This window comes from Candidatus Pantoea floridensis, assembly GCF_900215435.1.
Lineage (GTDB): Bacteria > Pseudomonadota > Gammaproteobacteria > Enterobacterales > Enterobacteriaceae > Pantoea > Pantoea floridensis.
In genome coordinates this window covers 3,794,148-3,809,394 of sequence record NZ_OCMY01000001.1, presented here as the reverse complement: position 1 = coordinate 3,809,394, position 15,247 = coordinate 3,794,148, and the positions used below count along the sequence as shown (strand labels likewise).

Annotated in this window: 13 protein-coding genes; 3 read left to right on the top strand and 10 right to left on the bottom strand. The window is 56.0% G+C overall.

The window, feature by feature from the left end; genetic code table 11:
• The first annotated feature begins 12 nt into the window (after window positions 1-12).
• Window positions 13-1,188 carry a GGDEF domain-containing protein gene (locus CRO19_RS17780; RefSeq protein WP_097097025.1) on the top strand — a complete coding sequence of 392 codons (1,176 nt, stop codon included), beginning with the start codon at window positions 13-15 and terminating at the stop codon, window positions 1,186-1,188.
• On the opposite strand, the gene ychH is transcribed toward CRO19_RS17780, so the two are convergent.
• Complete coding sequence (gene ychH / locus CRO19_RS17775; RefSeq protein ID WP_097097024.1) at window positions 1,185-1,460, bottom strand: stress-induced protein YchH; 276 nt, start codon at window positions 1,458-1,460, stop codon at window positions 1,185-1,187. The genes CRO19_RS17780 and ychH overlap by 4 nt on opposite strands.
• Before the next feature lie 257 nt (window positions 1,461-1,717).
• Between ychH and pth the strand changes: the two genes are divergently transcribed.
• Window positions 1,718-2,305, top strand: a complete 588-nt coding sequence (gene pth / locus CRO19_RS17770; protein WP_008107639.1) for an aminoacyl-tRNA hydrolase — start codon at window positions 1,718-1,720, stop codon at window positions 2,303-2,305.
• Between the two features lie 111 nt (window positions 2,306-2,416).
• Complete coding sequence (gene ychF, locus CRO19_RS17765; RefSeq protein WP_097097023.1) at window positions 2,417-3,508, top strand: redox-regulated ATPase YchF; 1,092 nt, start codon at window positions 2,417-2,419, stop codon at window positions 3,506-3,508.
• A gap of 198 nt (window positions 3,509-3,706) precedes the next feature.
• Here ychF and CRO19_RS17760 read toward each other — a convergent pair whose 3' ends face one another.
• The 9 genes from CRO19_RS17760 to CRO19_RS17720 all read right to left on the bottom strand — a co-directional run bounded on the left by CRO19_RS17760 (window position 3,707) and on the right by CRO19_RS17720 (window position 15,236).
• Window positions 3,707-5,023, bottom strand: a complete 1,317-nt coding sequence (locus tag CRO19_RS17760; protein ID WP_097097022.1) for a VasL domain-containing protein — start codon at window positions 5,021-5,023, stop codon at window positions 3,707-3,709.
• Between the two features lie 43 nt (window positions 5,024-5,066).
• A complete protein-coding gene (gene tssE / locus CRO19_RS17755) occupies window positions 5,067-5,522 on the bottom strand; it encodes a type VI secretion system baseplate subunit TssE (protein WP_097097021.1) in 456 nt (151 codons plus the stop codon).
• Window positions 5,519-6,061, bottom strand: a complete 543-nt coding sequence (tssJ, locus tag CRO19_RS17750; protein WP_370659798.1) for a type VI secretion system lipoprotein TssJ — start codon at window positions 6,059-6,061, stop codon at window positions 5,519-5,521. The genes tssE and tssJ overlap by 4 nt, the downstream gene beginning before the upstream one ends.
• Window positions 6,039-7,112, bottom strand: coding sequence for a type VI secretion system baseplate subunit TssG (tssG, locus tag CRO19_RS17745; protein ID WP_097097020.1), 1,074 nt, complete (start codon window positions 7,110-7,112; stop codon window positions 6,039-6,041). Before tssG ends, tssJ begins: the two co-directional genes overlap by 23 nt.
• Complete coding sequence (gene tssF / locus CRO19_RS17740) at window positions 7,076-8,830, bottom strand: type VI secretion system baseplate subunit TssF (protein WP_097097019.1); 1,755 nt, start codon at window positions 8,828-8,830, stop codon at window positions 7,076-7,078. The genes tssG and tssF overlap by 37 nt, the downstream gene beginning before the upstream one ends.
• A gap of 62 nt (window positions 8,831-8,892) precedes the next feature.
• Window positions 8,893-10,464 carry a type VI secretion system protein TssA gene (gene tssA / locus CRO19_RS17735; protein WP_097097018.1) on the bottom strand — a complete coding sequence of 524 codons (1,572 nt, stop codon included), beginning with the start codon at window positions 10,462-10,464 and terminating at the stop codon, window positions 8,893-8,895.
• The gene (locus tag CRO19_RS17730; protein ID WP_097097017.1) at window positions 10,464-13,871 is read right to left on the bottom strand and encodes an ImcF-related family protein; all 3,408 of its coding nucleotides are present in this window, start codon (window positions 13,869-13,871) and stop codon (window positions 10,464-10,466) included. Before CRO19_RS17730 ends, tssA begins: the two co-directional genes overlap by 1 nt.
• Entirely contained in the window at window positions 13,864-14,976 is a 1,113-nt protein-coding gene (locus tag CRO19_RS17725) for a KPHS_23130 family T6SS system protein (RefSeq protein WP_505543741.1), read from the bottom strand. The genes CRO19_RS17730 and CRO19_RS17725 overlap by 8 nt, the downstream gene beginning before the upstream one ends.
• 2 nt (window positions 14,977-14,978) lie before the next feature.
• Window positions 14,979-15,236, bottom strand: a complete 258-nt coding sequence (locus CRO19_RS17720; RefSeq protein WP_097097015.1) for a PAAR domain-containing protein — start codon at window positions 15,234-15,236, stop codon at window positions 14,979-14,981.
• Window positions 15,237-15,247: the final 11 nt, after the last annotated feature.

The window sequence follows — 15,247 nt, the reverse complement described above, 5'->3', positions numbered from 1 at the left end:
GCTCCGACCACTATGCCTCTCGACATCTACACGCTGTTTGTTTGTGAGCTCTATGTGCTGGGGTTTTTAAGTATCATTTTGATCTTTGCCTGGGTTGGCGGGCAATATGATCGCGTATTGGGTTGCACCACGCTGGCCTTGGTTTTAACGTTAGCGGCGGTATTTCTCAGCAGCATGCGCAGTGCCGGATTCCATTTTCTACCGGTGGTCATCGGCAATGTAATGCTGCTCTTTGCCTATGGCAATCTACTCAACGCTTTTCGCATTTTCTGCGGAAAACCTATCGGAATAAGTTGGATGGGCGGCGGTTTACTATGGGCCACTTTATGTTTATTCCCCGAATTCTATGACAGCCAACCAAAGCGTGTTTTGGTGGTTTGCCTGCTGTGCATTATCTTTACTGGCGCGCTGATTCGCTTGCTGTGGCGCGTACGCGCATCCCTCACCGTCACCTTCTGGCCAGCGCAGTTTCTACTGTGGGTTCATTTACTATTTCACGTGACGCGCATCTTCCTTGATGATGCAGTGGCTTCGCCGGTACATGGTGCCATTGGGGGTTCAAGTTTCTCGGTTTACGTCATTTTGGAATCGATTTTGTTTGTCATCGGCCTGACCTTTACGATTCTGGCGATGGTCAACGAGCGCGCTCAGGTGGCACACAAACTGGCTTCAATGCACGATCCTCTCACCAGCGTGTGGAACCGTCGCGCCTTATTTGAACAAGCGGATAAAGTGGTGCTGCGCAGCTCACGCCCATCACAACCGTTTATTTACAGCGCAATACTGTTCGATTTGGACCATTTTAAAACTATTAATGACCGCTATGGCCATCAACAAGGTGACCAAGTCCTGATAGATTTTTGTCAGGTGGTGCAGTCTGTGTTGCCGGAGGGGGGTCATTTTGCCCGTCTGGGCGGTGAGGAGTTTGCAGCGATATTGCCTGGTAATGAAGATCAAGCACAGCTGATTTGTGAGCGTATCCGGTTAGCGACACAGATATCACAGCCTAACGACGTCCGTTATACCGTGAGTATCGGTTTTGCTACCGCTCTTGAGCCTGGTCAGCCTTTTCCCGCTTTACTGGCGCTGGCTGATGAAGCGTTATATCGCGCTAAAGCCAGCGGCCGTAATTGCATTGAACGATATCGCGTTCAGGAACGGCCGCTTAGAGAATCAGTAATGACTTAATGTGAAGAGTGATTGCGACGGCAGCGTTTGTCGCCGTAATGACGCAACCAAAAGTAACGATCTTCTACTCTTTCACGTCCGCTGACGCGCGCACCCACCAGCCAAAGTAACGCGCCGACGAAGATGCTAAACATGGCACCATGTGCCAAAAATTGCGGCAGATTGAGTGAAGGAAGCTGGTTAATAATGGAATACCCGACGCCGAGAACCATCGTCAGTAAACCCAAACACATCAAGCTATTACCTACTACGCGGCATTGTTGACGTTTCATGATTCACCTCCATCCTTATAAAAGCAAAACAGCACGTATGGTTAATTAGCCATAAGCTTAGGCAATAGCTGCCGCTTAAGTTGCGTACAGGATCACAGTTCCTTCACAACCTTTGACGAAACTTTACTGCCAGCACCTTGATTTCGATAGAAATTGATTAGTCACTGAGCGTCATTACCGGTTATTGGTGCACTTTGTGATTCGGACCGACAGGCAGTAAACTATCGCCCTTTCCGCAGCAAGACAGGATAAACAACGTGAGCAGCATTAAACTGATTGTGGGGCTGGCCAATCCCGGCGCTGAATACGCCGCAACGCGCCATAATGCGGGTGCCTGGTATGTAGATTTGCTAGCGAGTCGTAACAATCAGTCATTAAAGGATGAGCCTAAATTCTATGGCTACACCGCACGCTTATCTTTAGCGGGTGAAGATGTGCGCCTGCTGGTGCCGACCACCTTTATGAACCTCAGCGGTAAAGCGGTGGCAGCGATGGCGACCTTTTATCGCATAGCGCCGGAAGAGATTCTGGTGGCGCACGATGAACTGGATTTACCTCCGGGCGTGGCAAAGTTCAAACAAGGCGGCGGCCACGGCGGTCACAACGGCCTCAAAGACATCATCAGCAAACTAGGCAATAACAATAATTTTCACCGTTTGCGCGTCGGCATCGGCCATCCTGGCGATCGCAATAAAGTCACCGGTTTCGTGCTAGGCAAGCCGCCCGCCAGCGAACAAAAGTTGATTGACGATGCGGTAGACGAAGCGGTGCGCTGCACCGAACTGTGGCTAAAAGAAGACAAGATTAAGGCGATGAACCGCCTGCATGCCTTCAAGGCTGGCTAAGGCCAATTCCCGCGCCGCAGAGGGCAATTCTGTGTATAATGCGCGAAATTTTTTGAATCTGTCGGCGCTAATGAGCAGCGCTGCGCACTCAGTGATAAAGGTAATCAGACCATGGGATTTAAATGCGGTATTGTGGGCCTGCCGAACGTCGGTAAATCCACCCTGTTCAACGCGCTGACCAAAGCGGGTATCGAAGCAGCCAACTTTCCGTTCTGCACCATCGAGCCAAACACTGGTGTAGTACCAATGCCCGATCTGCGCCTCGATCAGCTGAGCGAAATCGTTAAACCACAGCGTGTGGTGCCAACCACCATGGAATTTGTTGATATCGCCGGTCTGGTAAAGGGCGCATCCAAAGGTGAAGGCCTGGGTAACCAGTTCCTGACTAATATCCGTGAAACTGAAGCCATTGGCCACGTGGTGCGCTGCTTTGAGAACGACAACATTATCCACGTTGCGGGCAAAGTTAACCCGGCGGAAGATATTGACGTGATCAACACCGAGCTGGCGCTGTCGGATCTCGACACCTGCGAACGTGCCATTCAGCGTTGCCAGAAGAAAGCCAAAGGCGGCGACAAAGATGCCAAAGCTGAACTGGCTGCGTTGGAAAAATGCCTGCCGCATCTGTCTGAAGCTGGCATGCTGCGTGCGCTGAAGCTGGATGCAGACGAGAAAGCGGCCATCCGCTACCTCAGTTTCCTGACGCTGAAACCGACCATGTATATCGCTAACGTCAACGAAGACGGTTTCGAAAACAATCCGTACCTCGATCAGGTACGTGCCATTGCCGAAGCCGAAGGTTCTGTCGTCGTTCCGGTGTGTGCTGCCGTTGAGTCTGACATCGCCGAGTTGGAAGATGATGAACGTGACGAGTTTATGGCGGAATTGGGGCTGGAAGAACCGGGTCTGAACCGCGTGATCCGCGCCGGTTATGCGCTGCTGAACCTGCAAACCTATTTCACCGCTGGCGTGAAAGAAGTGCGTGCATGGACCATTCCGGTAGGCGCTACAGCACCACAAGCGGCCGGTAAAATCCACACCGATTTTGAGAAAGGCTTTATCCGCGCACAGACTATCGCCTTTGAAGACTTTGTGGCTTATAAAGGTGAACAAGGCGCGAAAGAGGCCGGCAAGATGCGTTCTGAAGGTAAAGAGTACATCGTCAAAGATGGCGACGTGATGAACTTCTTGTTTAACGTCTAAATAAAATGTGTTGTCTCATGAGGTTTTATTAAATCTCATGGCAATGACAGGAAAACATTAAATCCACGCGCTTGCGTGGATTTTTATTTCATAGCGCGAAGCAAAAATTGCGCACAGCATGACCGTTGCATGCGCGCTACTGTTATTCAATCCAAGCTAAAATATTACTCGACGTAAATGTCGCATGTTCAGAAAGCATTACTGATGTTGCGGCAGGGTCAGTAAATGATAAGAGGCAATCAGCTGATTCAGGTGCATCTCCACCTGTTTCACATTACCCTGCGCGGCATCATCATTCTGGTCAATCAACTGTTTTAGCTGACGTAACTGCTCCTCTACTGGCACGGTGTGACTCAGTGCCTGCGAGATACCGAAGACAGCGGTTTTCAGCTCGCTGACGGTCAGATATCTGCCGCCTTTTTCGTCCACCTCATCTAACCGCTGCGCCAGGGCTTTAAGCTGATCCATACCCTGCTGCCAGCCAACCATGTTTTCCGCTGGCAACGAGGCGGCGAGCAGTTGCTGATTCCAGCGCGTTCTCATGGCCGCCGCATCAACGCCATTTGGCAGCAGTTGGTTCGCCTGCAGAACCAGCGCACTGCCGCGCTCTAGCTGCCATGCAGGGGATGCTGCTAAAAGCTCATCCAACTGCTGCTGTGTAAGATTCAGCCAGTCATCGTCGTTGAGCCAGCCGGGCGCACGTTCCTTCAATTTCTGTACAGATGCAGCATCCAGCAACGGAGATAGTGGCGCCACTGATGCCAAAAGCTCACGCTTAAAAGCGGGATCGCGAACGAAATAACATGCGGCAGACAGCATTGCGACAACCAGCAGCGCTGAGCCGATACCGGCGAAAAAAGCCCGACGCCACAATCGACGCCTTTCCGATACCGTGCTCTCGGCCGTTGCCACATAAACCCAGCCCCCCATTGGCACAGCCAACGCCGAATGTTCATGTTGATTTGCTGCGGCGCCATTCTGTTGCACCACATCACCGCGCTCCAGAGCAGCTACCGCGTTGCGGATACGATCCAATAGCCTATCCAGCTGGCTGCTCTGCCGTAGATCCAGACGCTGCAGATGATCACCGGCTGTATTAAGCAAACTGGCAACCTGATTCAGCGCGGTTAAATCATTCAGCGTTAGCGTCTGGCTGCGCAAATATTGCTGCAAGCGCCGACTCAACGATGCCAGTAATTTAATCCGCGTTTGAACTGGCTGCGGCCAAAGTATTGGCCACTGCCGGGTCAGCAATGCCACCAGCACCGCCAGTCCTTCGCGCATGCCATCAATGCCCGCGAGGTGAGCGCGGGAGACGGTATACCAGGTGGCGGTCTGCAACTCCACGCCGTTTTGTTCGAACAGTGTCAAACATAAATCAGAGGCAAGCCGCCAGTTAACGTCAGGTCGTGCTGGATGAGATAACTTCTGCATTTCGTGGCGAAGCGCGGCGTATTCTTTGAAACAGCGAGGGTCGCCGCCCGTCTTCAGTTGGCGTGATTGAGATGTGTTCATTGCTGAGTTCCGTTACGCCTGAATGGCAGGCGAAAAAATGATTTCAGAGGGGAGTGCGAATATCCAGATACTGCTGTTGTTTCATATGGCGAATCATCACCCGGCCTTCGGGCATAAACTCTGTTCCGAAGCGCACCAGGCCAACGTCTTTCAGTTCAGCGTCAATAGCATAGCGCAGTTCGCCGGGGATCTTTTGTTCAAGTAAAACTACATCAATACGTTTCAGACGAGGTTCGTATTTCAGCAGCACTGCTGAGAGTGTAAACAGCAACTGATGTGCGGTGCCGGGCATCCCCTGCAGGATACGTGTCATGTCCGGCAGCCCGTAATCAGGAATATGCGATAGCGATCCAGCGCGGGTATTGAGGATGCGCTGCATGTTGTCGAGCACGGACATAATCACCTGATCCCGCTCATTCACCTGATGCAACTCTAGTCCTCCAGCAAAGCCCCCTTTTAGCAACTCATACAGCGAAGGCTGATGGTGACCAGCACTCATGATTTCTTCTCTACAAGGCTCAAGCTGTTGCTGCTTAATTCAATGACGCGCGCCCTGTCCGGATCTAAATCATTACGTTCCAGCACCAGCCGCCAGTTATTTTTGGCCATATCCGGCTGCTGAAACAGCGCAACCACCGCAATAAAGCGACTCTCTTTTTCCATCGGCATATTCAGCGCCACATCCCCACCGGGGGTTATCACCACATCACGATCGGCCAGAACCTCACCGTTAAGTACGTTCTTCACATCTCCGGTTAGCTGTTGATACACCGCACCGTCAAAAGCTTTACGTTCGCTCAACTGAAATACGCGCACCATTACCGGCTGGGACAGCGGATTATGCTCGCGCCTGTCGCTGTTGAGACTTTCGCGGGCGGCAAAATCAAGATGCAGCGTTTTAATCTGCTTGTAAAAAATTGCATCAAATGCTGCCGCGCTTCCGTCACTCACCTTCTGCTGCAAACCACAGCCAGAGATCAGTAGTACTGCACTACACACCATCGCGTAACGAGTTTTAATCAAAGTAGTAAATAACACGTTGTTTTTCCTTGTAAATTTCGGCCGAGCTCAAACCTGAATAACTGCCTAGCTCAGTGGTAAACGTTTGGGGGATATCGGGAGGGCAATTCGCTTCTTCAGCACCCAGCACGCCAATCATGCCGAGCCAGAAAGGTGTCTCTCCTAGCGCCGGCGCTGCTAATAAATGCGTATCCAGCCGTAGCCGGATGCGTGCCCGGTAACGCCAGCCAAGATAAACTCGCAGCAAAGCCAAAAAATCCTGATAAAGCTGGCCGTCTGGAAGCCAGCGTCGTGCTTCATCCGCGCAGGAAGTTTGCAGTTCAATCAGCAACTGGCTGTTGGCATCCATTGCTTCATCGCCCAGCGGCGCATTGCCGTCGAGTACGAACTCGCATTCCAGCGGATGGTTGACTCGCACCGGGCGCAGACAGTGCGGCTGCACGCGAACCGAAGTGCCGGGCGCCAGTAAACGCACCAGCGCGCGAATGCCCTCTTCCGTTCTGCCCGGCTGGCGCATGACGCCCAGCAGCGCCAGAAAGCGCGAAACCGGGGTGGCGATATGCCTGCCGGTTCCCGGAATACCCAGCCCCACCAGCCCAAGTAGCGACTGCGAGGTTTTATCGCTGCCGCCCGCTTCGAAGGTTGCCGGATACGAGTATTTGCGCCAGATACGATAAAACTGCGTCAGAATACGATGGTTAAAAATATCCAGAAATCCCTGCAGCGCTTCATGTCCTTCATCGCGCTGCGTGATGTCATCGACATATGCACCCGGCAGCGGTGAATCGACGCCGTACAATCCGAGAAAAGTGGTGCGCACTACCGGCGGCGCAGCATCATCGCTGTCGCTGTACTCAACCGCTTTCAGCTCGCCAGCCGGAAACCCCATGCCGGGATGCGGCAGCAGCCGCACCGCGTCGTTTTCCGGTTTGTTAGTGCTGCCCAGTGGCGGCTTATCTTTGTGTTGATGCTCTATCAACTGGCAGAAGCGGTAAAAGTTCAGCCGCGTCAGCTCCTGCTCCAGCCGTGGCGTCAGCCGGAGATGCGGCGGTTGTGCTTCTCTTCCCATTCGAGGCGCTCTCCGGTTGGCTGCAGGATTAAAATCAGACGGTTAAACAGGTGGATATCGGTATACAGCGCGAAGAAGCGGCTGAGCATTTCGCCAAACAAACAGATATCACCACGGCCAGCAAAGCCGCTGCTGTCGAGGGTGATTTCAATCTGCACGCCGCGCAACAGATAGCCCTGCTCAAAGCGTTCGGTCTCTTTGTGGCAAACGTGCAGAATCGCCTCCAGACGACGGCGGTTCATTTCGCTGTGCGTCCAGTCATACAGCGCCAGCGTGCCGCGCAGCACCTCAGCGTTATCCATCATCCACAGGAAGCTGGAACCGAGATGGCTCAGCACACGCCAGTGAAAGCGGTCACGATTGGGCGGATAGCATGGCAGCGTCGGCGCGCATAGGTTGCGCACCTGCATCGCCACGTCGGTGCTGCTCACCGCGGTATCCAGCAGCGTGCTCTGCAGCGCGCGACGCGGCAGCTGGCCGTTGGTGCCGGTGACGCTTACCGACAGGCTTTCGTTCTCCGGCAGGCTGTGATTATCAAAGGCTTCGCCGCCGAGGATCATCCAGGTTTCGTGCAGCCCGGAAGGCCCGCGCCACACGCGCGTGTGATAGTAATGTTCCGGCGCTTCATGACGCAGCATCCCGCCTTTGTGGCGGAAGCTGCTGAATGGCACATACGGCAGACCTTTCGATGAAATTACTGAATCTACCGAGTAAATTTCGGTATGTCCGTCCTGCACGCGCATCGGTCGCAGCATATATTCGGTCTGTAATCCGTTGATCATCAAAGGATCGGACTCCATCGCGAACAGGTTGATGACCGGCACGGCGTTGAGGCGCAGATGCTTTTCGCTGAACTGAAAATCATGCTCCCAGCGCTGGGCCAGCACCACGTCGAGTTCAAACCACGGCAGCGACGCGGGCAGCGCCACCTGCTCCAGCCCGCGCAGATTCACCGCCATGAATTTTTCGCGGAAGGTAAAGTATTCCAGCAACAGCTGATAACCACTGAAGCTGCCCTCATCGCCCGGCCACAGCCGATCTTTCTCGCTGAAACCCTGCGCGCTGAAGTGGCCGTCAAAGCGGCGGCTGTCGGTTTCGCCTGGCAAACGCAGTGTAATGCTGGCGGCGTTAAGCGTTAATGCTTCGTGCAGCGCGCAGGCCAGCGGCGCATCAGCATTGAGATAGAGCGGAATGTGGCTGACATCAATGCGACTCCAGTCGGCCAGTGCCCCACCGTTAAAGCGGAGGCGGATCACCGAGCGTCCGGCGGCATCGGTTGACAGCTTTGCCGATTCCAGCGCCAGCGGCAGCACCTGCACGGCGCGCGTGGTGGTGTAACGGCAGCGCGTGCCTTTTTCACCGACCGGCCGAGAGATCACTTCAAAGCCACGCGCGAGGCGCATCGGCTCCTTCATCTCGCGCCAGTCGGGCGTGAACTCCACCACCGACATCGACGGGATAGTGCGCAGATAGTGCGGCCACAGCAGGCTCACCAGCCCTTCGGTGAGTTCCGGCAGGTCATCGTCGAGCTTTTCCCGCAGCCGGCCGACCATAAAGGCAAAGCCTTCGAACAATCGTTCAACGTAGGGATCGCGGGCACCGGCTTTGTCGAGATTGAGCATCGCCGCCTGTTCAGGGTGGGCGCGGGCGAACTCTTCGCCCGCTTCCTGCAGGTAGCGCATTTCAGCGTCGTAATAACGCAGGGTTAAATCGTCCATGGTATTCACTAAGTGATGTGCCGCCGGAGAGAATCAGGCGACAGAAAGTTGAAAGGCGTATGTCAGCTGCAGAGGATGACGGCTCTGAGCGGGTCAAGCGTGATAAGGCCGGACAACAGCGCGTCCATTTCCGGCTGAATGCGCGTGCGTTCACTTTCACTACGCGCAGCCCTGGCACGCAGCAGCTTCAGCCGCCGGGCGCGCACTTCGAATAATAAGGTTGGTTCCCACTGCGCAAGCGTCAGTGTGCCGGCATGCTGGTTAAGTTCATCCAGCAGATGCAGTGCCATTTCGCTCTTACCAAACTGCTCGCATACTCGCGCCATCAGCAGGCGCAGCAGCCACTGATCTTTCGTATTGCTGGTGCCCGGGCGCATTTGCAGCCAAGCGAGTGCGGCTTCGACGCTTTCCGCTTCCGCTTTTTCTACTGCTTCGTTTTCCAGCGACAAAATGTCGTTATCCGGCCCGACAAACGGCGCGTCGCTGTCCGTTAAGCGCACATCGCCCATCACCTTCTGCGCGATCCAGCTGCGCGTCACCTCATCGGCGAACGGCGTGCCGTCTGAATACGAGAGCGTTTCTAGTCCCGGCAGCCTTGATAAAAGCCCATGCAAATCCTGCTGCACAATGTTCGCCAGCGCCGCGCCCTTGTCCTGACGATTCAGCGCTTCACAGGCGAACCACTGCAGATCGAACCACACGTGATTGATGGCCTGCGCAAACAGCGAGTCGGTCAGTTCCAGCAGTTCCGTCCAGCTTTGCTGCAGATACAGGCGCTTGAGGTGTGCACGGTGATCGGGTTTCGGTGGTGGTAAACGCGTATTGCCGCCGGGTCCGAGCGCGGGAAGATTGAGGATGGTATCCCAGCGCACGCTTTTCATCAGATGGTGCGCGGAAAGCCAGCCGCCGGGCTGCTCGCGCAGGTAATTCGCCAGCACTTTTGCCTGCGCCTTGAGCGTTTCGCCGGAGTTGACCGGCGCGAGTGCGGCAAGGGCTGAATCATCCACGTCCGCATGCGCCGGGCTGTTAAGTGGCACCATGGCGTTGGCTCCGCCGTTCTGCGCCAGACGCAACTCCAGCGCACGCAACAGCGGCTGAAGTCCGTTACGCTCATCTTCACTGAGCGCATCTTCAATCAGCAGCAGTGCGCCGCTGATACGACAAACCCGCGCGATATCGGCTTCCGGCCACAGCGTCAGGCTGTCGAGCACTCTGGCGCTGCCGAGCCAGGCCAGCGCGCCCTGGCGACTGCGGCTGCGCTGCGGGTGCAGCTTTCCACCAAACTGATGCAGCGCGGCTGCCAGCAGTTCCAGTCCTTCCGCCAGCCCCTGCTCGCCGTCCTGATGCAGGCGCGCCCATGCGTAAAAAGTGATCACCCGAATATCCTTGCTCACGGTTGTCAGCAGCGATTCCGACAGGTGGGCGATGGCGTCAGTATCAAACCCGGAAAGCTTATTCACCTCTTCGCGGATCTGCATAAACTGATCGTCGTAAGCCGGATCGTCTCCGGCGGGCAACGCTTGACTGATCGGTTCCAGCCAGCGCGCCCAGTCGCTGCAGCGTTGCCGCGCCTGGCTTCTCAATGTGGATTCATCCACGCTGCAGGCGCGAACAAGTTCTATCATCGCGGTCATTATTCTGCTCCGTCCATATTGGTGATGAAGTCATCCGTGCTTGTTTCACGCGGGGCCATCGCTTCTGAAGCACTCGCCGCATCCACGCTGAAAATTTCCGTCGGCAGCGTAAAACCCCGCAAACGCAGCAGTGCCAGCGGACCGTCGCGCATCTGGGTGCGCAGCACCCACGTCAGCGTGCGCTTATCCGGCGTGGTGAAGCTCAGCAACCAGCGGCTGCGATCGAGGCGCTCACGTTTCCCCTCCTCCAGCCAGCGGATAAAGCCCCAAGTGCCGGGATAATCGCCGTATATCTGCGCGCTGCTTTTCACGCCGCTCCAGGTCAGTAGCGTGCCCGGCTTCAGGCTGTCGCCCGGCCAGCGCATCGCCTGCCAGGTCGCCATCTGGTTGAAATACCGCAGTGGCTGACCATCAAGCATCAGCTGGGTTTCAATCACCTCTGGCGCGGCGCGGCCCTGCAATTCAAAGCTGATGCCCTGCGTGCCGTCGGTAAACAGAATATCGGAGAGCTCGCGCAGCTGGTTAACCGCCTTGAGGAAGGCAGGATTGAAGGTTAATCCCTGGCTGTGAGCCGCATCCGACACCCAGCTGCTGCCCTCTTTTTGCAACACGCCACCGAGACGGCTGCTGAGAAAGCTGTCGATACGTCCGGCATCGCGGCGGATAAACTCCGCCAGCATCGGCAGCGACGCGTCGCTTTGCCCGGCGGCAAACGGATAGCGCCCGTCAAACGCAGTGCGCCAGTTTTCCACGATGGAGCGCTGCCACTGCGCGTTCAGGCTCACCGCCGACGGCTGCAGGATGGTTTCCCACGCCTGCGTCAGCGGCTGGACGAACATCGTCTGGCCAAAGCCGCTCCACTCTTCGCCGAGGCTGGCCGCCATCAGGCTGCCGTATTGCTGCGTATCAGTAAGGTCAACGCTCTTGCCTTGGAAAACCGTCTGCGCCAGGGTTTGCAGCATCTCCTGCGGATCCGGTGCGGCGGCAACCTGCTGCAGACGCAGGCGCACGCGCGTGATGCGGGTTAGATAGGTTTGCAGCGTCAGGCTGCTGTCGGCGGCCATCAGCTGAGAGCCGCTGTTTTTGCCGGTCAGCGCCAGCAGCGGGCTGAAGGTCACATCCAGCGGGCCTTCGGGGCCGGTGGCTTTCTGGCTGATAACCGGCTTGTCTTTCTGGCCGAGCAGGTCTTTGGCTGAATTGATCAGCGTGTCGGACAGCGCCTCGCGCTGCTGACCGGCCTGGCCCTGCCACGCCAGCGTGTTCATTAACGCAATCAGCGGTGACTGACGCACGTCGCTCATTAGCGTCAGCTGGTCCGTGACGTCGGCAATATTCTGCGCAGGGTTAAGCCGGATGCCGTTGAGGAAGTTGAGCCAGCTGGCGGCAAAGTCACTGAAATAGCGTTGGGTTAACCGGGCCTTCAGTGCTTCCGGGGAAATCTCCTGCGGCACGGCGCTGCGGGTGTCGCTGAGCACCCAGTCGATTTCATCGCGCCGGGTGTTGGCCGCTTTCTCAATCTCCTGGCGCACGCCGCCTTCCCACGCCTGGCGCGTAAACACGCCCGGAACTATGTCGTCACTGCTGAACAGCCGGCGCATATCGGTGCCCGGCGTCATATCTTCCAGCGTCAGATCGGTGTAGTTGCGACGCACGTCGCGCAGGACGTTTTGATATAGCGTCATCTCGGCGTTGCGCTGGCCGGTCTGCAACAGCAGCACCTGACGTACCTGACTCAGCAGCGACACATTGGGTTTGATGCGCCAGCCCGGCTGCGACGGCAACGACGCGGCATAGAATGCCCACAAATCCGGGGCCAGCGTCTGCCACAACGACGTTGAAATGCCGGGATATACCGGCTGAACGGTCGCCATGGTCTGCGCATAAAATGCCGGTTCAGCGCGCTCCGGGCGTGCCATCATCAGCCAGGCCTTTAACTGCTTATAACCCGGCTGCGCCAGCGTGGCGCGCTGCGGGCTGGCGGCAGGCAGGCCGGCCAGATAAGTCAGCCTCTGTTCAAGCGCGATGCGCGCCGGTTCATGGATCAGCCGCTGCGCCGCGACGCCGTACCACGGCAACATCGCATCATGCAGCTGCTGCGTATGGTTAATGCCGAAGCGCTGATACCAGGGCGCGCCGTGCTCCAGCCAGTGCTGCTGCTGCCCGAGATCGTTACGCAGGCCATGCAGCGCAATCAGCTGCGCATCATCAACCTTGGTTGAATTCACCAGTACCTCAGCTTTATCCGCCGCGCTGACAATCTCATGGCGGTTGAACAGCGCAGACGCTAGCATGCCCACACCGCCGAGCAACATCAGGCTCATCAGCGACCAGGCCAGCGTCTGTTCCCACGGCAGCCCGGTGCGACAGCCTCTGGCGCGGTCAGACGCGATTCCCTGCCAGAGCGCACTGTCGGATAATGCCTGAGGATGCACGCTGTCCAGCGCAGGCTTTGCTTCCGGCAGGCTGAACATCAGGCCACGCAGTAAACTGCGGCGCGCCGGGTCCAGCCACGGCGCTAAGCGCTGCTGCCAGGCCTGACTTTCACCGCTGGCAAGCTGCTGCGACAGACGCAGCAGCCAGTCGTGGCTGATGTTGTGAGCGACCTGCGCCAGACCGCGTTCACGTAAGGGAGTGACCAGGCTTTCCAGCTGTTGAGCTATATCTTCCGGCTGCGCTTTCGCCGGAAACACTGCGCCTACCGCGTTGTTTTCACGCTCTGGCTGCGGCCAGTCACTGTGACCGAGCTGCCAGATCCACGCCGGTGCACGCCAGCGCAGCGTGGTGGCAATCTTCTCCAGCGAGCGCATCGCTGCATCGCTTTTTTGTGGTGTGAGAGCAGTATCGGAACCGTGCACCAGAACAATGCCGTCCAATGGGCGACTGCGGCGCAGCTTGCGTAGGAGTTGAACCGTGGTTGTGTTCAGTTCAGCATCAAGGCTGGCGCCATAAATCAGTACTACGCCAGCGCCTTCCAGCCACTGCTGATGAATGAGTCCCGGAATGAGGGATTCAACAGCGGCCTCATCGCCGGTGATTAGTAACATGCGTACTTTCCGCCGCCATAACCAGCCGTAACGTGCCTTAAGATGCTGACACAGTTCCAACAGCGTGCTCTGCGTGCTGCTATCGGTTGTACTTTTTAGGGATGCAAAGGGTTGCAACGTAACAGATCGTTTTATCCATAACCGCCAGCACATCACCACGATGACGGCCAGGCTGCCTGTGATTATCCAGACAAGAAAACTGATCAATAGCATTGGGCGCAGCTGTTCCCACTCGGTGGTCAGTTGTAAAGAGAGCCACCACCAGAGTCCGCTACCGACAATGTCGAATAAAGTGACGAAAATAAAAAAAAGGGCTGCGGTTGCCAACGGCGAGGTGACTGAAGGCTTTTGATCCTTATCCATAAGTTTTAACAATTCCCGTTGTATATCCAGCGGTCAGATCGCGTGCAATCCAGGCGCTGGGCTTTCCTTGTTGTTGCGTATTGAGTGCGGCAAGTGACATGAGAATTAACGCTGCCATATTTCCCGTTATTCCCCAGTTAGCGTCCTGCACATGATGTGTCAGATTCCAGCCATTGAGGGAAGGAAGCTCATTCTCAGGAAGCGTGAAAAGCAGACAGGCGTCAGGTGGCTCGCTTATCTCACTCTGTTCAAGCGCGCGTTGACAGGCATTTGCCAGCGTGGATGAATCGCAAATTTCACCACGATTTAACTGCACCACGCCCTCCCGCCCCACCAACCACAGCACAGCCGCTTCTCCGGCGGGCAGATCTTTGCTTATTGCGGGTTGTGATGCACAACCCGCAATAAGAATGGTTTGATCCACCGTTGCATTGTTTATCTTCTCGATGACCGTTGCTAACGAGGCTTCCCCCAACCAATTCTCTGGCTGTTCGGGCAGTAATAGCTCAGGAAACGTAACGGATGCTTGCTGCGTAAATGCTTGCCAGGCTCCAGGCGATCCCAGCCAGTAAAAAAGTCTGGGAGGTAATGCCAGTGCATCAGGCCGCTGTTTTCGCCACTGCAGCACCAATAAACTCGCTAACTGGGCTTCACGTGTGCCTGAGTCTTTAGTAACGATCTGCGGCAATCGCAGTGCTCGACCAGTCGATTCGGTGACTGGTTGCGGTGAACGATGCTCACGCAGCAGCAGCCGGGACCAATGCTGCGGCTCAGTCCCTGAAGGGCCGAGCAACACAATGTCGTGTAGCCCAATTACTTGCCGATGCTGCTGCCACCAGAGCTGTTGCTCATACTCGACCAATTGCTGGTAAAAACGGCCGTTATGCATGGCACAGCGGTAATACAAAATGCGTGCTAGCCACGTCAGAAACAGCAACGCTGCGATCACCGTCGATACTGCCAGGGTATTAACACCACGCTGTTCAACGGGTGTGAGTAAAGCCATAAAGGCAGAGCTGAACGATATCAACGCCACCCCAACAATTAACCAGCGCTTATTATTGGGGGAACTGGCTGGCGAGCATGGCGGAAAACTGGGTGGCATCCTCACGATGCGATACCGCAATCAGGAAATGAGCTGACCAGCGTGCAGCCGCAGGCGCATTTATGCCCATGTAATGCGGCAGGTTGACCATCGAATCGGGTTAACGAACTGCCTTCCGCGATGGTCGTCATACCGTGTTTATTGCACTTCACCGGATCGCCTTTAACAGCAAAACCTTTGCCGAAGCAGTTGTAATGCCCGGCCAATACCTTGCCGCCATACTCGCGTAAGGTATCGCCTTCACGAATAACATTTGTCATGATGTTTTCCT